The sequence below is a fragment of the Cobetia sp. MC34 genome (assembly GCF_018340035.1).
Taxonomy (GTDB): Bacteria; Pseudomonadota; Gammaproteobacteria; order Pseudomonadales; family Halomonadaceae; genus Cobetia; species Cobetia amphilecti.
The window spans coordinates 1-20,265 of record NZ_JADPPY010000018.1; the positions used below are offsets into that span (position 1 = coordinate 1).

The 20,265-nt window shown below is 64.1% G+C and carries 14 protein-coding genes; 3 read left to right on the forward strand and 11 right to left on the reverse strand.

The features are described from left to right. Positions 1 to 176 precede the first annotated feature (176 nt). The 11 genes from glmS to IZU87_RS10990 form a co-directional block, all read right to left on the reverse strand. Complete coding sequence (glmS, locus tag IZU87_RS10940; RefSeq protein ID WP_213114530.1) at positions 177 to 2,123, reverse strand: glutamine--fructose-6-phosphate transaminase (isomerizing); 1,947 nt, start codon at positions 2,121 to 2,123, stop codon at positions 177 to 179. Between the two features lie 193 nt (positions 2,124 to 2,316). After that, the gene (locus tag IZU87_RS10945; RefSeq protein WP_213114531.1) at positions 2,317 to 3,663 is read right to left on the reverse strand and encodes a UDP-glucose dehydrogenase family protein; all 1,347 of its coding nucleotides are present in this window, start codon (positions 3,661 to 3,663) and stop codon (positions 2,317 to 2,319) included. Positions 3,664 to 4,356: 693 nt separating this feature from the next. Continuing rightward, a complete protein-coding gene (locus IZU87_RS10950) occupies positions 4,357 to 5,307 on the reverse strand; it encodes a glycosyltransferase family A protein (protein ID WP_213114532.1) in 951 nt (316 codons plus the stop codon). Then, positions 5,291 to 6,046, reverse strand: coding sequence for a glycosyltransferase family 2 protein (locus tag IZU87_RS10955; RefSeq protein WP_043334128.1), 756 nt, complete (start codon positions 6,044 to 6,046; stop codon positions 5,291 to 5,293). The genes IZU87_RS10950 and IZU87_RS10955 overlap by 17 nt, the downstream gene beginning before the upstream one ends. Next, positions 6,039 to 7,313 (reverse strand): glycosyltransferase, encoded by a 1,275-nt coding sequence (locus tag IZU87_RS10960; RefSeq protein WP_213114533.1) that lies wholly within the window; start codon positions 7,311 to 7,313, stop codon positions 6,039 to 6,041. The genes IZU87_RS10955 and IZU87_RS10960 overlap by 8 nt, the downstream gene beginning before the upstream one ends. A 1-nt stretch (position 7,314) precedes the next feature. After that, complete coding sequence (locus IZU87_RS10965; protein WP_213114534.1) at positions 7,315 to 8,850, reverse strand: polysaccharide pyruvyl transferase family protein; 1,536 nt, start codon at positions 8,848 to 8,850, stop codon at positions 7,315 to 7,317. 145 nt (positions 8,851 to 8,995) lie between these two features. After that, positions 8,996 to 10,387, reverse strand: a complete 1,392-nt coding sequence (locus IZU87_RS10970) for a polysaccharide biosynthesis protein (protein ID WP_213114535.1) — start codon at positions 10,385 to 10,387, stop codon at positions 8,996 to 8,998. Continuing rightward, on the reverse strand, positions 10,384 to 11,451 hold the full coding sequence (locus IZU87_RS10975; RefSeq protein WP_131432419.1) for an EpsG family protein: 1,068 nt from the start codon (positions 11,449 to 11,451) through the stop codon (positions 10,384 to 10,386). The genes IZU87_RS10970 and IZU87_RS10975 overlap by 4 nt, the downstream gene beginning before the upstream one ends. A gap of 2 nt (positions 11,452 to 11,453) precedes the next feature. Continuing rightward, positions 11,454 to 12,749: a sugar transferase gene (locus IZU87_RS17715; protein WP_249330547.1), complete on the reverse strand. Its 1,296-nt coding sequence runs from the start codon at positions 12,747 to 12,749 to the stop codon at positions 11,454 to 11,456. Between the two features lie 198 nt (positions 12,750 to 12,947). Next, positions 12,948 to 15,311 (reverse strand): GNVR domain-containing protein, encoded by a 2,364-nt coding sequence (locus IZU87_RS10985; RefSeq protein ID WP_213114536.1) that lies wholly within the window; start codon positions 15,309 to 15,311, stop codon positions 12,948 to 12,950. Between the two features lie 73 nt (positions 15,312 to 15,384). Further along, positions 15,385 to 16,584, reverse strand: a complete 1,200-nt coding sequence (locus IZU87_RS10990) for a polysaccharide export protein (RefSeq protein WP_213114537.1) — start codon at positions 16,582 to 16,584, stop codon at positions 15,385 to 15,387. 1,741 nt (positions 16,585 to 18,325) lie between these two features. Between IZU87_RS10990 and IZU87_RS17720 the strand changes: the two genes are divergently transcribed. The 3 genes from IZU87_RS17720 to IZU87_RS11005 are packed head-to-tail and all read left to right on the forward strand — an operon-like array spanning position 18,326 to position 20,198. Continuing rightward, complete coding sequence (locus IZU87_RS17720) at positions 18,326 to 18,508, forward strand: hypothetical protein (RefSeq protein WP_249330548.1); 183 nt, start codon at positions 18,326 to 18,328, stop codon at positions 18,506 to 18,508. Next, positions 18,508 to 19,296 carry a YjbF family lipoprotein gene (locus tag IZU87_RS11000; protein WP_213114539.1) on the forward strand — a complete coding sequence of 263 codons (789 nt, stop codon included), beginning with the start codon at positions 18,508 to 18,510 and terminating at the stop codon, positions 19,294 to 19,296. Before IZU87_RS17720 ends, IZU87_RS11000 begins: the two co-directional genes overlap by 1 nt. Further along, on the forward strand, positions 19,290 to 20,198 hold the full coding sequence (locus tag IZU87_RS11005) for a hypothetical protein (RefSeq protein ID WP_213114540.1): 909 nt from the start codon (positions 19,290 to 19,292) through the stop codon (positions 20,196 to 20,198). Before IZU87_RS11000 ends, IZU87_RS11005 begins: the two co-directional genes overlap by 7 nt. The last annotated feature ends 67 nt before the right edge of the window (positions 20,199 to 20,265 follow it).

Below are 20,265 nucleotides of genomic sequence, written 5' to 3' on the forward strand. Positions count from 1 at the left end.
CTGGACATGGCACCGTCGTTCGTTTTACCGGAACGACGCGAACGGTCTTATCCTCGATCGGTCAGGCGCCGGCCGCAGAAGTATCCGGCCAAGAAAAATGCCAGTCAGTGTTAACTGACTGGCATTAGCCCATGGGCAGTCCCTTTCGTTTGCTTCATGGCCTCAAGCGCAGTCGATCACTCCACCGTGACACTCTTGGCGAGGTTGCGCGGCTGATCGACGTCGGTGCCCTTGAGCACGGCGACGTGATAGGAGAGCAACTGCAACGGCACCGCGTAGACGATCGGTGCGAGGAAGCGACAGACGCCTGGCACAGTGACGACGTGGACGCCTTCGCCGGCCTTGAGGCTGACTTCCGGGTCCGCGAACACGAACAGCTGACCGCCGCGGGCGCGAACTTCCTGCAGATTGGATTTCAGCTTCTCCATCAGGTCATCCATCGGCGCGACCGCCACCACCGGCATGTCTTCATCGATCAACGCCAGCGGGCCGTGCTTGAGTTCGCCGGCCGCGTAGGCTTCGGCGTGGATGTAGGAGATTTCCTTGAGCTTGAGCGCCCCTTCCATGGCGATGGGATACTGGCTGCCACGGCCGAGGAACAGGGTGTGGTGACGGTGCATGAACTTCTCCGCCAGCTGCGCGATCTCCCCATCCAGCGCCAGGGATTGCTCGATCACGTGCGGCAGGTCCTTGAGACGCATCAGCAGCTGACGGCTCAGCAGGTCATCCGTCTGAGCATCGCCCTTGGCCTGACGCAGCGCCAGGGTGGTCAGCATCAGCGCTACCAGCTGGGTGGTGAAGGCCTTGGTGGAGGCAACCCCGATTTCCGGCCCGGCGTGGGTCAGCAGTGACAGGTCGGATTCACGCACCAGCGAGCTGCCCGCCACGTTGCAGATGGCAAGGCTTGCCAGATAGTGACCGGCCTGCGGGCCTTCACGGTTGAGCTTCTGGATGTCACGCAGCGCCGCCAGCGTATCGGCGGTCTCGCCGGACTGGGACAGGGTCAGGAACAGTGTCCCCGGTGCCGCGACCCGCTCGCGATAACGGAATTCCGAGGCCACCTCGACCTGAGCCGGAATGCCCGCGACCTCTTCCAGCCAGTAGCGCGCCACCATGCCGGCGTGATAGCTGGTACCACAGGCGATGATCTGTACCTGACGCACATCCGCGAAAAGCTGCGTCAGACGCGCCACATCCACGACCTGCTTGCCTTTCTCGGCCCCATTGTCTGCCGCGAGGAAGGAGTGACGCGAGACATCGAAGGCCTCCAGACGCACACCCTGCGGGTCCAGTCGCTCGGCCAGAGTGCGCGACAGCACACGCGGCTGCTCCATGATTTCCTTCATCATGAAGTGGCGATACTCGCCCTTGCCGGCGGCTTCGACACTATGCTCGTAACGCACCACTTCACGCGTGACCGGCGTCAGCTCATCGCGGTCGCCAGTACGTTCCAGCACCTGGATACCCGCCGGCGTGATGGCGACCATGTCGCCTTCATCGAGATAGATGAAGCGATCGGTGACCGGCAGCAGCGCCAGCGGGTCAGAGGCGATGAAGTGCTCATCGATCCCCACGCCGACCACCAGCGGGCTGCCCTGACGGGCGCCGACCAGCAGCTCGGGGTTGCGCTGTTCCATCACCGCCAGCGCGAAGGCGCCATCGAGACGCGCGGTGACCGCATTGACGGCCTCCGGCAGTGCCAGGCCGCTGCACAGTTCGCGATCGACCAGGTGCGCGACCACCTCGGTGTCGGTCTCGGAAGTGAAGACATAACCGGCGCCTTCCAGCTCGCCGCGCAGTGCTTCGTGGTTCTCGATGATGCCGTTGTGCACGACAGCAACCCGCTCACTGGAGAGATGCGGGTGCGCATTGTGCTGGGCAGGACGCCCGTGGGTCGCCCAGCGGGTGTGCGCCACGCCGATGGCGCCGGACAGCGGCGCCTCGCGCAGCTCGTCTTCCAGCGCACGTACCTTGCCCACGGCACGCGCACGACTCAGTTCTCCGGCAGGGTCGATGACCGCCACGCCAGCGGAGTCATACCCGCGGTATTCGAGGCGATGCAGCCCCTCGATCAGAATCTTGCTGATATCACGCTGAGCCAGACCGGCAACGATGCCACACATGAGAAATTCCTCTACTGCGTGCCACCCTCATGGAGAGCGTGGCACGACTGAATGGATGTCTTTCAGGGAGTGCGTACGCAGATCAGGTACGCGTGCTGAATCTTTCAGCGACGTTCAATGCCTGCTTGAGCCTTGATGTCTGAGCATTGACGTTTGAGCACTGACGCTCGGGCTGTGATGCCAAGCGGCAAGCTCAAGCCTGATTCAGCAGCAGGGTGTCACCGCGGCCGACCGCGTAGTACATCAGGCCGGCGGCCTTCATGGCGGTGGGCTCGAACAGGTTGCGGCCATCGACCACCACCGGGAAGCCGAGCTGGGACTTCAGCCACTCGCCATCCAGGGTGCGGAATTCCTTCCACTCGGTGCAGATCACCAGCGCATCGGCGCCCTTGACCGCCTGCTGACGGTCCGCGACCAGTACCAGCTCATCGCGCTCGCCGTAGATGCGGCGGCATTCCTTCATCGCTTCCGGGTCATAGGCCTGCACGGTCGCGCCAGCGGCCCACAGCGCTTCCATCAGCGTGCGGCTCGGCGCATCGCGCATGTCATCGGTGTTGGGCTTGAAGGCCAGCCCCCAGACGGCGATGGTCTTGCCTTTGAGGTCGCCATCGAAGGCCCGCGACAGCTTGTCGAACAGGGTGACCTTCTGGCGCTTGTTGACGGATTCCACGGCGGTCAGCAACTCGGCTTCATAGCCGATCTGGCTGGCAGTACGTGCCAGCGCCTGGACGTCCTTCGGGAAGCAGGAACCGCCATAGCCACAGCCCGGATAGATGAAGTGGTAGCCGATACGCGGGTCACTGCCGATGCCGCGACGCACTTCCTCGATGTCCGCGCCGAGACGCTCGGCCAGATTGGAAATCTCGTTCATGAAGCTGATCTTGGTCGCCAGCATGGCGTTGGCGGCGTACTTGGTCAGCTCGGCGGCACGCACATCCATGAACATCAGCTTTTCATGGTTGCGGTTGTAGGGGGCGTAGCATTCGCGCATACGCTCACGCACCGCTTCGGAATCGGTGCCGACCACGATGCGCGCGCCACGCGTGAAGTCGTCCAGCGCCGCGCCTTCCTTGAGGAATTCCGGGTTGGAACAGACATCGAAATCAACGCTTGCACCACGGTCCTTGAGCACGTCATTGACCCGTGCCTTGACGCGGTCTGCCGTGCCCACCGGCACGGTGGACTTGTCGATGATGACCTTGTAGTCATTCATGTGCTCGCCGATGGTGGTGGCGACGGACAGCACGTACTTGAGGTCGGCGCTGCCGTCTTCATCCGGCGGCGTGCCCACGGCGATGAACTGCAGCACGCCATGCTCGACGGCTTCACGCGCGTCGGTGGTGAAGCTCAGGCGACCGGCTTCCACGTTGCGCAGCAACATGCCTTCAAGGCCCGGCTCATAGATGGGAATCTCGCCCTGCTTGAGACCCTCGATCTTGGCGGCGTCCACATCCATGCACACTACGTCGTGGCCGACGTCGGCCAGGCAGGTACCCGTGACCAGACCGACATAACCGCTTCCAAAAATCGTGATCTTCATTGATGTCATCCTTGCTGGCCTTGTCGCCAGATCGTGTCGTGATACTCAAAGTGAAACGAGGCAATGACGGCAGAATCTCGTGCACATCTGACGGCTTTTCAGCGGCAATCGAGGCGGACTCCAGGGCATTTCGCCGTAAAGTCCTGCTCCCTCATGACTCCCTCAAGACTCCCTCAAGACTCCCTCGAGACTGCCTCGAATCTCTCTCAAGAGATGTCTTCGCAGGCGGAATTTCCCGCCTTCGTTGGCCGAAAATGAAATGCCGACAATGTCCTGTGCAAGAGGATCAACCCCCATTGAACAGCGATATTTCGTGACAGCGGCGCGAGGTTACCCAACCCACGGGCCAGAAGGCTCGCAGGGTGATTGCAGGTAGACTGCAGATAGCTCGCAGGAAAAGACGCGCCGCTTGAGTCAGTGACGGGCAATCATCGCTGCCCGAAGTGTGGCTCTGTTATAAAGCAACTTCGTGAAAAGTCATCCTGTCGGGCGCAATATGATCCAAAACATGACCCTATATAACTTGTGACTTATCTTTCTGATCCTGCCTGTCGCAACTTCCCTGATATGCCGCTTGATCAATTGACTACCCGGGCGGCAATGGCCATCTCATGGATGGCCATGCCTTCGCGCTAGAGTCGTCATCAAATCAGAACCGTCAGTCAATGAGAGCCATCAGCGGCGCGGCAGCCATCAGCGAAAGTAATGCTTCGCGAAGGTCGCCAGGTGGCCATGCTTCATGGCGACCGGCGCCTTGCGCAGGAAAAAGGCCAATGACAACGGCGAGAAACGACTGCCGGTGGCGCGGGCAAACATGCGCCCCTTGGTGCGCGCCTTGGCCGGCGTGCTGTAGAAGTCGCTGCCGGAGGTGACCCCCGCATGGGCGACGATACCCAGATTGGCACGCATCAGACGCGCGCCCTGACGACGCGCATCGCTCAGCACGATGAACTCCTCGCCGGAGGGCTGATCGGTGCCCAGGCCGAACTGCTCATCGAAGCGTGCATGGAACTGGCAGAGATCCAGCGCCATGTCGACCGAGCGCACGCGCGCCAGTGACATCAGGCTGTGGGTCTTGAAGGACACGGGTGGCGCGGGCCGATCCGGGTCTCGCTCATGCAGCGGGAAGGCCTTGACGTGGGGGAAGCTGATCGCGGCCGCTTCGGTGCAGGTGAAGGCTTCCATCACCAGCGCGACTGCCTGGGGATGCAGCTCGATGTCGTCATCCAGCACATAGGCGTAGCGCGTGGCACAGGCGGCCAGCGCCGTGTTGCGACTCTTCGACAGCCCCCGCCCGTCGATCGCCAGGTACTCGAAACGGCTATCGAAATTGGCCAGCGCGTACTCGCGATATTGCTCGCGGCTTGCAGGGTCTGACAGCTGATGCACGATCAAAAAGCGCGCCCCGGGCAGCGCATCATGGCGCGGCACGCTGTAGAGGCCGTCATCCAGGGTCGAGATCAGGAAGGTCAGCTCCGGCACCTGACGACGCGCGCTGTCATCCACCTGACGTGCCCCGACCAGCACGCGCGGGCGCGAACCGAGGGCCGGCTGCGCGCTTGCATCGGCATGGCGGGAAGCCGCCGTGGACTCGGTGGAAGGTGTCGCGGACGCCGCGACACCCTGTTCAACGATGTTTTGCATAACCGTTCACCGCGTAATGGACAAAGTTGCGACTGGCGCTGATCACATCCATCCCCAGCACCTCACGATACAGGCGCCACTGATAGGCGGCGGCCTTGAACTTGTTGGACGACACGCTGCTCTCGCGACGCGTATAGCGCGCCAGCGGTTCCGGCATGCCCTGCGCCGGGCCCAGCTGACCGATGATGATCAGCCACAGCGCCAGGTCCTGACGCTTGCGGATCGTCGGCATGTAGAAGCGCCCATAACGACCGGCGTCATAGATGGCGGTCAGGCAGCCGATGGAGTTGGAGCGCAGCATGTCGTCACGCGTCAGGCGCTCGGGCGGCGCGAAGTACGAGACGTGCTCGCCCTGCTCGTCGACCATCTCGTAGCCGGTGTAGGAAAGCCCGGCGCCGGTGTCCTGCATGAAGGCGATCTGGCGTTCGATCTTCTCGGGCAGCCAGGCATCGTCGGCATCCAGAAAGGCGATATAGCGGCCCTTGGCCTCGGCGATGGCACGGTTGCGTGCCCGGCCCGGGCCACCGTTGGTGTCGGTTTCCAGCACGCGGATCTCGACGCCAGCGGTGTCCAGCGCCGCGAAGTCGTCACGCAGACGACTGGCGGCGCCATCCGGCGAGGCATCGTCGCTGATCAGGATCTCGCGTACCGGCTCGCTCTGGGCCAGTACCGAGTCGACGGCGGCGTGCAGGCGGCGGTCATAGCCGTAGTTGGGCATGATGACGGAGACATCAGCCATGGGCCTTCTCCTCAAGCGGCTGTCGCTGAACGCGACGCGAGTGTGTGTCTGGGCGCGTGTCTGCGGATGAGTCCTGACGCGCTTGCTCGGTAGTCGCCGCATCGCCGGGCGTCGGCGGCGCGAGACGTGAGATCAGACGCTGATATTGCGGCAACACCGCGTGTGCGCTGTAGCGGTCAAAGCTCTGCCAGGCACCGCTTGAGAGACGCAGCAGAAGCTCGTCATCGAACTCGAGGCGCGCCAGCTCGTGGGCAAGCTCCGCGATGATGGCGGCATCCCCGCTGCCATCCGGTTCCGCGCTGAGCATCCCGTCGCGGCCATGCTCGATCAGCGCCAGCGGACCGGAACGCACCGGGCGCGACAGGCACGGCAGCCCCTCACGCTTGGCCTCGATCACGTTCATCGGCAGGCATTCGCGCTCCGAGGTCAGCAGCAACAGGCGTGCACGCCGCAACTCGTGGGAGACGTCCCTGAGCGCGCCGGTGAACAGCACCTGCGTGCCGGCAGGCACCGTACTGTCGTTGGCGCCCTGGAAGACACGCAGCCCCAGCTCGTTGCACAGCGCCAGCAGACGTTCACGCTCCGGGCCGTCACCGACCACCACCAGGCGGCCGCGACGATAGCCGGAATCCGCGAAGGCACGAATCGCCAGATCGAGGCGCTTGATCGGCGCCAGACGTCCGACCATCACCACATCGACCTGATGCTCGCAGCCGCTGCGTGCCTCGTCCGCCCGCTGGTCATCCAGATAATTGGGAATCACCGTCGGCGTAAGGCCGCGGCGACGCCAGCATTCGGCATCGACCTCATTGAGCACCTGCAGCACGTCGAGGTGGCGATAGGCCAGCTGCTTGACGATGCGCTTGGCACGGCGGTCGTGGTGATAGGCGCTGTGCTCCTGGGCGATGATGCGCGTGCGCGGACGCGGACGCCCCTCGCCATCGACACCACCGGTACCGCGCGCCGCCAGCTGCGCCGCCAGATGGAAGGCGAAGTAGCCACTGACCATCACCTCGACCCGCTCCTCCAGCATCAGGCGACGCAGATGCGTCACCCAATGGCGGAAGTTCTGGCGCGTGCCGGTGGCCGGCAGCCCGAGGGTGCGATATTCGACACCCTCCAGACGCCCCCAGTAGGGCTCGCCTTCGCGCACCGAGACCAGCGTGACCCGGTGGCTGGCGCTCAGGTCCCGCGCCAGACCATGCATCACCTTCTCGACGCCACCACAGGCACTGATGTCCTGAATCAACAGAGCGACATGTGCCATATCAGGCTCCTCGCACGACAGGCTCGCTGTCGTGAGCGGCAGTCGCGCTGTTGTCGCCGGCAGGCGCATCCGCGGCCATGGTATCGGCCGCTGCGGCATCGGCCGGCGCAGAATTGACTGGCGCAGCAGTGGTGGCAGTGGCCACCGGTGCCGGGAAGGCAGCGTCATTGAGCTTCAATTCACGCTGGCCCCAGACGCCGGCACGCCCCGGTGCACGGCGCAGGAAGTCACGCGTGATGTCGGCGGTGATCGCCAGCTTGTCGGCGATGACCTTCTCGGCCAGCGCCGGGAAGGCCTTGTCGGCGACCAGCTGTTCGATATCGGCCACGATGCGCGCCGGGTCGAAGTTCTCGATGTCCTGCACGCTGTCGCCGAGACCGAAGTCACGCATGATGCCCGGCGCCTTGGGACCGCAGTAGGACAGCGCGTAGACCGGCGTGCCGGACATCAGCGCGAAGATGACCGAGTGGAAGCGGGTGCCGACCAGGAACTGGGCATCGCGGTAGAGATCGACCAGCGCGTCAGGGCTCGGATCGCCCTGTACCAGCTCGATACGCGTGGCGAGGTCTTCACCGCCCGCCGTGGCCAATGCCTTCTGCAGATGATCGAACACCAGCTGGGAGATGCGCTGGTCATTCTCGATATCGGTCGGGCCCAGCACGTGCGGCACCACCAGCAGGCGCTCGATGCCCAGACGCTCGCGGGATTCCAGCAGTGAGCGCGACAGCACCTCGACACGCTCGGCGAAGGCTTGCTGATCCAGGCCCCACCAGTCGCGCAGGGTGATCACGGCATACGGCGAGGCCACGCCATTCGGCGCCTTGACCGCGGCATGCTCGTCGCTGGCGCGCGGGGCCATGGCGAAGGCCATGTCGGTGCCCAGCAGCGCGTGCGGAAGCTTCGGGTCGGCCTTCTGGGTCATGGCATGGGTGATTTCCTCACGCGAGACCACCAGGCAATCGCTCAGGGTACGCAGGAAGAAGCGCTCCTGGGCCGGGGTCTTGAACGGGCCGAAGGAGTGACCCAGCAGCAAGGCGCGCTTGCCGGCCTTGCGGGCCAGCATCACCGGCGCCAGATAGCCGATCAGCGCCAGCCACGAGGACAGCGTCTTCTTGAAGCTGCCGTTGTGGAAGATATGACCACCCTTGACGACCACCAGGTCCGCGGCGTCGATGATGTCGTTGCCACTCTTGCCCTGCTTGCCGAACATCATCTTGGCGCCCAGGCCGAGCAGCGAGGTCACGAAGCGCAGCTTGTCACGCATCGGCGGCATCAGCGGCTGGCCGACGGTGACGCGTTCACGGTAGCGACGACGAATATGGCGGAACGGGCCGCGCTCGGTGGCGAACACCTGATCATCGATGGGCAGGATGTCGATGCGGTGGCCTTCGGCTTTGGCCACGCCGGCACCGGAGACATCGCTGCGGCCCTGTTCGGCATCGATCAGCTGATCGAGGAAGTCGATGGTGCCCATCAGGATGGCAGAGTCGCCCTTGTTGTCGTCATGCCATCCGTGCGTCATGCATATCTTGGCCATGCTGTTCGTCCTTCTGTCCGTAATGTCGCGATTCGAACGCGCGATGCCTGAGGGCTGTGTCTGCATGCCCGGCATCGCCGTCATGTCATCAACCGGAAGGCACAGATGCTGACCTTCCGATTCCTGCTGCGCTCGTGAAGCCCGGTCAGGCACTCGCCGCAGCGTTGTCTTCGTGTGCCTTGCCGCCGCGGGAGAGTGATGGCTGAAAGAGGATCGCCATCGCCAGCATCACCACTTCGGCGGCGACCGGCACACACAGGAAGAGGCTGTAGAGATCGACGCCCAGGAGGCTGCCGGTGTCACCGGGCGCGTTGCCCAGCGAGTGATTGAGCGCCGCGATCGCAAGGCCCCCGCCGACCACCAGCGTGGCGCCGGTGCTCTGGCACAGCAGGCGCTTGCCGTTGAGGCGCAGCGCGGCCAGACGCGTGAAGGCGCAGGTGACGAAGGCGTGCACCAGATAGACCAGCGCGAAGGCGCGCAGCGTCAGGGTCAGGCGCGGGTAGGCGCCGCTCAGGAAGTGTTCCGCCAGCCACGGCGCGATCAGCGCCAGCCCTCCCGCCACCGGCAGCGCGAAGCCACTGGCGATGGCCAGGTACTCCTTGAGGCGCGCATCGCCGTGGGTCAGCTTGGGCAGGTAGTAGCGATACAGGCTGGTGGGGAAGACATAGAGCGCGAACACGATGGAGGTCACCACCGAGACACTGGCCACCTGAGCGGGCGCAAACGCCAGCCCGGCCAGAATCACCCAGGCCTGCAGGTAGGCGAACGACATCAGGTTGTTGTAGAGAAAGCCGCGACCGCGCGCGAAATCGGCCTTGCTAGGCAGGCGACGCTGGCCCGCGCCCTCTTGGTCCGCGCCCTCATGGCCCGCCGCCGCGTCGGCCTCGGCCCGGGCATCCGCTAGCGCATCACGCGACAGCCACATGCCCAGCGTCATCACGATGACCAGCGCGAGGGCGCTGACCATCACGAAGGTCGGCACCGGCGCCAGGCCGAACATGCCGGCGGGGGTGGTCAGGTCAACGCTGAACTCGGCGCCGGTCACGAGCTCGACGCCCTGATGGTAGAGCGCCGGCCCCGCGGCGCAGGCGACCGCGATCGCCACCGCCAGCGAGATCAGCACCGTCATCAGATTGACGCGACCTAAACGCTCCTGACGCTGCAGGCGTGAGTTGATCATCTGCAGGCCGACCTGCTCCGCCGCGGCGCGCAGCGCACAGAAGGCGAAGATGAAGGCCGACAGACCCAGCAGCGGCGCGATGCCGACGGCGAAGCCGATCGCCAGCAAGGCATACAGCGAGATACCGACGCCCATCCAGCGGCGCAGTGCCGACGCGCTGGCGCCGTCGCGGGTGACCAGCAACACCTCGTTGCCGCCCATGCGCGCCAGTACGCCCAGCAGTACCGCGTAGTTGAGGGCCAGCGCGTATTCACCGAAGGCCTCCGGCGCCACGGCACGCGCCAGCAGCAGGCCCGCGGCGGAGGACAGGCCGCGCGCCATCAGATTGAACAGCGAGAAGATCAGCGCTTCGCTCATGACTGGCCTCCGTTGCCGACGACCAGGGCTTCATCGCTGAGGAAATAGAACTCGTAGTTGTTCAAGAAATCGTGGTCCTGATTGCCGGCCGCCACCTTCAGCGACATGAAGAACAGCGCCATCATCAGCACGCCGCTGATCAGGCTGGGCAACAGCTTGTCGCGGAAATGCTCGATCACGTCACAGATGACGAAGATGGCGAACGGCAGGAAATAATAGCTGGCACGTGCCACATGCTCACCGTAGGTGATGAACAGGGTGTAGAGCGCCACGCCGATGAACATCAGGTTGAAGGCCCAGGGGTCCAGTGACAGGCGGAAATGCTTCCACATCACCAGGGTGCCCAGGCAGATCAACAGGTAGATGACGTAGAGCTTCTCGCCACCGCCGGAGAAATCCTCGAAATAATGCGCATAGAGGCCCAGCGCACTGAGAATGCTCTTGGCCAGCGGCCCGGCCACGAAACACAGTGGCAGCAGCCCCAGGTAGAGCCAGAACGGGTAGGCACGACGCAGCAGCGGATAGATCACCAGCAGGGGCAGATACAGTGCCAGGGTGTAGTGGAAGCTGGTGCCGACAAGCATCAGCACCAGCGCGGGCAGCCGCATGCCGCGTTCCAGGCACGCCATCGCCAGCATGAACAGCGCAATCGCCACGTGCTGCTTCACGAACCCGAAGGCCGACAGATAGATCAGCGGCAGGCAGACGAAGAACAGCAGGCACCAGGCCAGATTGCGACGGCTCATCACCAGTGCCGAGACGAAGCACGACACGTAGAGGATGGCGGTGATGATGAAGAACAGCTGCGGCTCGCCCCAGGCCCGCGCCATGCGTGCCAGGGCAGCAGGTGCGGGCTCGAGAAAGCTCAGGTCGACCTGCCAGGTGGCCATCTGGCGGTACGAGAAGTAGTCGTACCCTGCGTCGTAACGCAATGCCATGAACGCCAGACACAGCCCACCGGCCAACCAGGCACCCACCATGCGGGTGCGCTCGTTGGCGGCCAGCGGCAGGATTGCCACCAGCAGGGCCATGAAGCCGACGTAATAGCCACTGACGGTCAGCATGCTCAGCGTGCCCCGAAGCCGGTCAGCATGGTCTTGATGGTACGGCCGACGATCAGCAGGTCGAGCCACACGGAGAAGCGCTTGATGTAGTAGAAGTCGTGCTCGAGCTTCTCGCGGGTCTCGTCGGCGTCAGAGGCGTAACCCTGAGTGACCTGTGCCCAGCCGGTGATGCCCGGGCGGACTACGTGACGGTAGTTGTAGAACGGGATCTGTTCGGCGAATTCATTCACGAACTTGACCTGCTCCGGACGCGGGCCGATCAGGCTCATCTCGCCCTTGAGCACGTTGATGAACTGCGGCAGCTCATCGATGCGGGTCTTGCGGATCACGCGACCGATGCGGGTCACGCGCATGTCATTGGCCTGGGCGAACTGGGCGCCGGTCTTCTCGCTGTCGTGGCACATGCTGCGGAACTTGAACATGCGATACGGACGACCACCCTGGCCGACACGTTCCTGCACGAAGAACACGCCACCCGGCGAATCGAGGCGGATCAGCACGGCGGTCACCAGGCAGATCGGCAGCACGAACGGTGCCACGGCGAGCACGGCCAGCATGTCGAACAGACGCTTGAACAGCTCATATTCACTGTTGGGGGCCAGCTGACCGAAGCTGTTCTCACGCACCTGATCGAGCTCGACACGGCCGGTCAGCGACTCGCGGACTTCGCTGGCGTCATAGACCGGGATGCGATGCAGCACGCAGTTGGCCAGGAAACGCTGCCATTCTGCCGGCATCTCGGCTTCCAGGTCGGCGACCACGCCATTGTAGCGCTCTTCGCCGAGATCCGGAGCGCGCATCAGGTTCCAGCGTGCCCCACGGGTGGTGAACAGGCTGCGGTAGTCACCGAAGGGCACCACGGCCAGCTTGCGGATGCGGGTGCGCTGCTCGGCCCAGAAGCCGATGGAGCAGATCAGCATCGCCGCCAGCCAGGAGCTGCCGAGCACGAGGCGGCTGAAGCGCAGATCCAGCGCGATCAGCACGCTCATCGCCAGCAGATAGCTGATGGTGATGGCCGGCAGCACATAGGCGAAGGCCTTGGCGCCGGGGTAGCGCGACATGTGACGAATCGCCTGCAATGCGAGCAGGAAGCCGCCGCTGGCGGCGATGACACTGTGCATGCGCATCTCGCTGACCCACGGGCGCAGGCCATTGATCAGCAGCAGCGGGACACCCACTGCCAGAATCAGACCGACGATGGCCTGACACAGCGAGTTGAACATCAGTCGCTCGTACATGCGGGAGTGTCGCTGACGCCCTTCCAGCCCGGAGCTTGCATGGTTCGTCGTGGTATTCATATGCCGTTACCCCCTTGGCTTGCGTTCGTGTTGTGGTTCCGTTCATCACGCTCGGAGCCGCTGGCGCCGTCGCTCGACGGCGTGCTACCCGATGCTTCACCCGTACTGCCTCGGCTCTCGCCTCGACTGCCGATCCCCACTGCCAACGAGGCACGCAGTCTCGGACATCGGGTTCGCGGGCTCTAATGCAAGTGGCCGCTAACCCTTGGCGCCACCCTGGTACTGATAATCGTGATAGCTGTAGCCGTAGCTGTAGGTCGTGGTGGCCTTGCGCTCGACGGCATTGAGAATCGCGCCATCGACGTGCACGCCACTGGAGGCGAAGCGCTCCAGCGCCGCTTCGATTTCCTTGGGCGAGTTATGCATGAAGCGCGTCACCATCACGCTGACACCGCACTGCTTGCCGACGATGGCGGCATCGGTGACGGCCAGGATCGGCGGTGTATCGACGATGACCATGTCGAAGTTGGCGCTGGCCCACGTCAGCAGGTCGCTGAAGCGTGACTGCAGCAGCAGCTCCGACGGATTGGAGGGCGTAGTACCGCGCGCCACGTAGCACAGGTTGCTCGGCGCCCCATTGGCGGCCACCCCTTCGTCAAGCGCCGCAGCGGCGGTCTCGGACATCGCCAGACTCGGATCGGTGATGCCACGCACGATGCTGTCGCGGTCGGCCTTGCCGAGCAGGAAGTCGCTCAGGCCCGGTGCGGCGTCGCTGTGCTGGACACCCGCCATGCTCTGGTGGACATGGCCGCGGCGCATGTCAGCATCGATGACCAGCACCCGGTTGCCGGCCTGGGCGCAGACGGCGGCCAGGTTGGCGGACACGAAGCTCTTGCCGATGCCCGGGCTCGGGCCACAGATCATCAGGCGATTGTCGGGGGCTTCCATCATCGCGAAGTGCAGGCTGGTGCGCAGACCGCGCAGGCCCTCGATGGAGAGATCCGCCGGATTGCGGATCGCCAGCAGCCCCGGCGCGACATTGTCATTAGCCGCTGCGGCGACACCACGCCCGGTGAAGCGCTTGAAGCCACGCGCCAGACGACGGTTGAGGCGTGCCTGCTCTTCGGAGAGCGGCAGGGTCGCGTGGACATTGAGGCCCAGGTCGGACAGCTCCGACGGCGTCTCGATACCGCGATGCAGCATGGAGCGCAGCAGCACGAAGACCACCCCGAGCATGCCGCCCAGCAGGGTCGCGATCACCACGATCATCGCCTTGCGCGGACTGATCGGATGCGGCTGTGCGACGGCCTCGTCCAGTATGCGGATATTGCCGATGGTGCTGGCCTGGGCGATGTTCATTTCCTGGGTCTTGTTGAGCAGCTGCACGTAGATCTGCTGATTGACCTCGACTTCACGCTCCAGACGCAGGATTTCCTGCTGGGTGTCCGGCAGATCACCGACCTGCTTCTCCAGCTCCTTGCGGGTCTGCTGCAGGTCCGCACGCTTCTTGCGCAGCGCCACGTAGTTGGGGTGACTGGGGTTGAACTTGCCGGACAGCTCCGCTTCTTCCAGCTGGGTCTCGTTGATCTGATTGTCGATATTGACCAGCTGCTCGAGCACCGACTTGGTCTCGAGATCCAGATTCACGCTATCGCTCTTGCCGCGATAGGCATTGAGACGGTTCTCGGCCACTTCGAGGCGCTCACGCACCGTCGGCACCTGCTTCTTGAGAAACTCGAGCGACTTCTCGGCTTCGGCGGACTGACGCTCGATGTTCTGCTGCTGGTAGGTATCGGTGATGCGCTGCAGGGTCTGCTGGGTGCGCAGCGGGTCTTCGCCGACCAGCGCCAGGCCCAGCACCCCGGTTTCCTTGCCCATCTCGGCCACCGCGAAGCGTGAACGCAGCGCGTTGGTCGCTTCCAGGGTCGACTGATGCATCAGCGTGAATTCAGCGCCCCTCGCCGCGTCCAGTGCGCTGACCTGGAGCGTCACCTCGCCCAGCGGGCCATCGAAGCGCGAGGCTTCGCCGACCGCACCGGTGCCCAGCGCATCGCCGTCGTACTGCAATTCGTACTCACCGCCCTCTCCCAGCGACACCAGCGTCAGCGGCACATTGTCCCAGGCCGCCGGCACTTCCAGGCTGGCCACGTCGATCGACTCGCCGGCCCAGACCATGCTGGACCCGGCAAGCCAGCTCGGACGCGCGAATTCGTGGGTGCGCAGGAAGGTGCCGATCAGCGGGTACTGATACGGCTTGACCACCAGATCCAGCTGCTCCTTCTTGACCGTCTCGCCCAGCACCAGGCGTGAGGTGATGATCTGGATCTCGGACTCGGACGGCGGTGCCTCGCCACGCAGCAGGCTGGAGACATCACGCAGCGGGTTCATGTTGCCGCCGCCCTCCTCGACCTGCACCAGCGCATCGGCCTTGTAGATCGGAGTCGCCAGCAGCGCGTAGAGCACCGCCAGCACGGTGAAGGTGCCGGTGATCAGCGCCAGCGTCAGACGGCTGTCATACAGCTGGCCCAGCATGCGGCCGAGATCAAGACTGGTGCGCGCGGGCACGCTTGACGACTCGCTGGCCGAGGCCTGACGCGCGGTGTGGGAATTGCGGTTCGACATCGTTGGGTCACTCTCCTGGTGTCCTGCCCGGCCACGGCGGTGCCGGGCAGGGACGCCTTGACGACCCCTCGCCTTACTGGCCGAGGGTATCGAGGTTGTCCTGGATTTCGGTGCTGTAGTAGATGGAACTCACCGTCGGCAGCAGCTGGGTAATCACACGGTTCCAGCGCGAGACCGGTGCGGCGGTGACATAGACGACGTCCTGCGGCTTGAGGCCGAAGTCCGCGCCCAGAATCAGCGCCGTGGAATTGCGCGCATCCAGCTGATAGACGGTGGCCAGCTTCTCGGGGTCTTCACGATCACGACGGATGACGAAGATGCCCGACGCATCGGCGGAGTTTTCCTTGATGCCGCCGGCACGCGCGATGGCATCGGTCAGCGAGATCGGGCTTCTGCCCAGCGGCAGGCTGATGGACTTGTCCACCTCGCCCATCACGAACACCTTCTGGGTACCGACGTCCGGCACGTAGAGGGTGTCGCCATCCTTGAGCAGGCGATCATTGCCCGCCTCATCGTTGGCGCCATTGCGCTCGGCCAGCAGCTCATAGAGGGAGATGGTGGTCTCTTCGCCATTGCGCTTGAGCACCACGTTGTGCCAATCGGCGTCTTCGGACAGACCACCCGCCGCCGCGATGGCGTCCAGCAGGCTCAGCGGCACATCGCTGATCGGTTGCACGCCGGGAGACTGCACCTCGCCGGTGATCCGCACCTTCTGGCTGCGGAAGGCGGCGACCTTGACGTCGATCTGCGGCGCATTCAGGTAGGGCTGCAGCTTCTCGCCGAGATCACGGCGAATCTGGTCCAGCGTCATGCCACTGACCTTGACGCGACCGACATAGGGATAGAACAGCGTGCCATCGGCGTGCACGACGTTGCCGGCTTCCTGCGCACTGCGCTCGGAACCCGTCGGCAAGGTCAGCTCGGGATGGTCATAGACGATGATGGTCAGGATGTCGCCGGGGCCGACACGGTACTGATAGTCCGGTGCCAGACTGGCGCGCGTGCTGCTGTTGAGCTCCTGGGCCAGCGCCTTTTCAAGCTCACGACGCTGCCTGTCATCGCCACTGGATTGGCGTGATTCGGCGTCTGCGCGCGCCTGGGCCTTGATCAGGCCAAAGGTGATCGGTTCCACATCGACGATGTCGTCCACCGGCGCAGCGCTGGTGTCGTAGTCGATGTTGCCACCGGGGGCGAAGACGCACCCGGCGAGCCCGGTGAGGGCGCCGATGCTCAAGCTGGCGCCCAGAAGTCGTGCTATCAGTGCATTTTTCATCTGAAGTCCGTTGAGTCGACAGGCCCGATGACCCGGCACCCCAGTGCCATGATCATCGCGCCTTCCCCCGCCGCACATGGCCGCCGGGATGGATTCGATAACGTCTTCAGTTCCTGCTGCGTCATGCGTGTCGCCGGCCTTGCCTGGCTGTCACGCGGCTGCCGAGGGTGGGCCCTCGTGCATTTAGGTACCGGACCCTGACGGTCTCGGCGTCTTGCGACTGGCCGCTGCGACTTCATTCACGCTGCACCAGTGTGATCCGCAACGCTTACAGCGATATTTCCGCCATATGAATCATGCACATGGCTTGTCATATCCCGCCGTCATCCCCAGTCAGAATGTAGGCGTATCGTTCAAGATGATCAGAACACGACCCTGAACCGCAACCGACGATGCTCAGACGGAAGGTGCATTCAATGTGCTTTCCACTTGCGGCTCTGACACCACTCTCTGCATGGCGGCCTTCATGCCACTCTTGCTGTCATTTGGGCAATATCTTCAGCGCCATTGCAGAGCGAACTTTCTGTAGTTTTTTTACCGAAATGCGGCACACCTCTTTCGACTACAGCCCACGACCCATGGAGCTGCCAGAGGATTTGCCGCTGAATCAGTAATGCCAATGCTGTGGCATCGCCGTGCATTGGATCACGCCATTCGTGGCATTTTTGGCAAGGTGACCAAACCCTGTCTGCCGTGCATTTTACCTGATACACGCCTCCCGCCAATCAGCGCCCTGTTACAAAAATCCAATAAAAACATTGGTTTGTAGCGCCGCAAGTACGCTCGATGTCGCCACCTCCACGAAAGACGCGTTGCCGATGACAGACACCCCAGGCCCCATTTCGTCGGCAATGCGACACACTCAAGCGCAGGATTCCAGTCGCCACGCGGACCCTGTCTGGCGTAGCGCCCGGTGGAACATCGACAGCCACGTCGCCAATCATCCACACCCCAATTACTCTTTTTTACATAAATAATCCTCAAGCGATCAACGCGAATAATACGCAAGGCTTCACGCTAGACAGTTCACATATTCTCGTTAACATGAGCCTCGCTTTGCCACGACTCATCGGCTTTGTGTCTGTGCGGAGAAGGACTTCCTGCATCAACCGCTCAGCGGCTGACATCTGACAGGACTGTCAGGCGCAGACAGCAAGGCGCAACGATGAATTTCGGCAAGCGCATGACCAGGGAATACGGTCATGACAGGAACACCTCAGGACGAGGTCGCGCCACGGAGGATGCCAGGGATGGTGTCAGGGACGGCGCTCTTCTCCTCTATCGATATCTTCAGCAGCAGGTTGGATGATTGCCAGCATCTGCTGGCAGCCTCGACGCCGATGCCTCAGTCCTTGAGTCATCACGTCGTGGTCTGACATCCCTTCCTGGTCGGCTGACCGCCGACAATGCTCATCAAGGAGAGTTATCCATGCGCAAGACACATCTCGGAGCCATCATCGGCCTGACAGGTGCCCTGCTTCTCGCTGGCAATGCCATCGCGGAAGAAGAAGCGCCTCAGGGTGCGACCGGCACCATCGGTACGACCGGGACTACCGGTACAACTGGTACGACTGGTACGACTGGTACGACTGGTACGACTGGTACGACTGGTACGACTGGTACGACTGGTACCACCGGCACGACTGGGACTACTGGTACGACTGGGACTACCGGTACTACAGGCACGACTGGGACTACCGGCACCACTGGTACGACTGGGACCACTGGCACGACCGGCACTGTGCCGACAGGTAGCGCAGCCGGCACCGGTACTGCCAGCCAGAATGCCACCGGCAGCGTGACGCCGAGCGCCAGCAGCGGCAGCGTCGCTGCAGGTGCGGCCACCGGCACCGTCGGCGGCGGCACCGGCACGACCGGTACCACCGGGACAACCGGCACCACTGGTTCAACCGGGACTCGCTGATGAAGACGGCACGTGCGACGCAACGCTTCACGTTCTCAAGCCCTGCGCGGGGCACGGCGGCTACCTCGGTGGTCTCCCGTGTCCTGCGCAGCAGGTCGTTGGCGGCCTTCGGCACCCTTGCGTGTCTGGTGTCGCTTTCCGGCTGTGCCCAGATCGTCTCGAGTTCGCTCGGTGACGTGATGGGCAAGGACGAGTTTGACGCCACACGTGCCAGCGAGCTGCCCTATGCCTCTCTCAAGCTGAAGCATGCCAACAGCACCGCGCTGGTGGTTCTGGCGACGCTGGAAGGCAATGGGCGCATCGCGCGTTTCGAGAGTCGCGACCGCGGCATCCTCGAATTGCGCGATGGCGTCCTGTCCGCCACTTCAGGCTTTGCGCGTGATGTGGCAGACAGGCGTGAGCAAAGTACTACCGGGCGCGCTCTGGCGCGTCCGGCCTGGTTGATGGCCAGTGGCACGACCTATCTGGTCAGTGTCAGTGCGCTGTCCCCCTACCCGCGTCGGCTGGAGCGTCAGGATGCCGCCTCCACCGGCAGCCAGCGCCAGGACGACGTCACCGTGATGCAGGTACACGAGGCCACGGCGCGACTCGAATGCGAGGCCGCCGCCCCCTATTCGCTGCCGCTGGCAGAACTGCCGCTGCAGCATTGCCGCGAGATTCTGAGCTGGGACGACGGCAGCACCACGCGCAATGACCTGTGGCGCGACGAGAATCGCGTCTGGGCGGCCGACATGACGGCCTGGCCCGGTGGTCCGCGGTTCGGTTGGGAGGTCGCCAAGGCATGGTGATCCCCGTCTTCGCATCGCTGGCCCGTCTGTCATCACTGGCCCGTCTGTCATCACTGGCCCGTCTGAACAGCGCCGCCCTCCTGCTGCCGCTCGGGCTGAGCACACTGCTGGCCGCGCCCCTGACGAGCGCCGATGACACCCCGCTGCCGTTCAGCGCCGCGAGCACGCCGCTGGCCAGTCAGGTGCTGCAGGCGCAATGGGATAGCCTGGCGCCGTCAAAGGCGCTGGATTGGCGCTACAGCTTCGTCAGCACGCCGCTGATTCGCCAGCAGATGGCCGCTCGGGCCAACCGCGTCAGCGCCGAGCTCGAACTGATCGCGGCGCGCTACGCCGTCGGCGCGAAGGACGAAAGCCCTCAGGCGCGTTACGCCGAGGCGTTGCAGGCCTGGCAGGCCTATGTCGAGCAGGGCCGCGCGCCGGACACTGACGCCGTGGTGGCGCGCCTGCCCGGTCAGCTCGACCCGCGCCGCGACATGCGCGATGGCCCGCAGGCGATCCGCATCGCCCCGGGCATGGTGGTCGGGGCCTGTCAGGCACCGCGCAGCGTGGTGATTCTGGACGCCACCGGCGTTCACGAGCGCAAGTGGACGCCCAATCTCAGTCTGGACGCGCTGATCGATGAGCGCGCCGCTGCCGGCGGTATCGGGCCAGCCGTCGAGGTCAGCCTGGTGACGCCACAGGGCCAGGTGCTGACCCGCCCGGTGGCGAGCTGGAATCGTCTGACCAGCGGCGACGCCGACCTGCCCGTTGCCCCCGGCGCCAGCGTAGTGATCAGCACGCCGGGCATCGACACCGCGCAGCAGTGGGTGAACGAGGCGCTACCGGCCTGGCTTGCCAGCCGCCTGCCGGGCCATGCCTGCCAGAGCTGGCAGCTGGACGCCGCGGAGCTACCGACCTCATGACACCCCCGCGCTAGCCGTCGAGGATGCCCCGGCGCAGCACACTGCGCCTGACCGCGAACCCAATCCC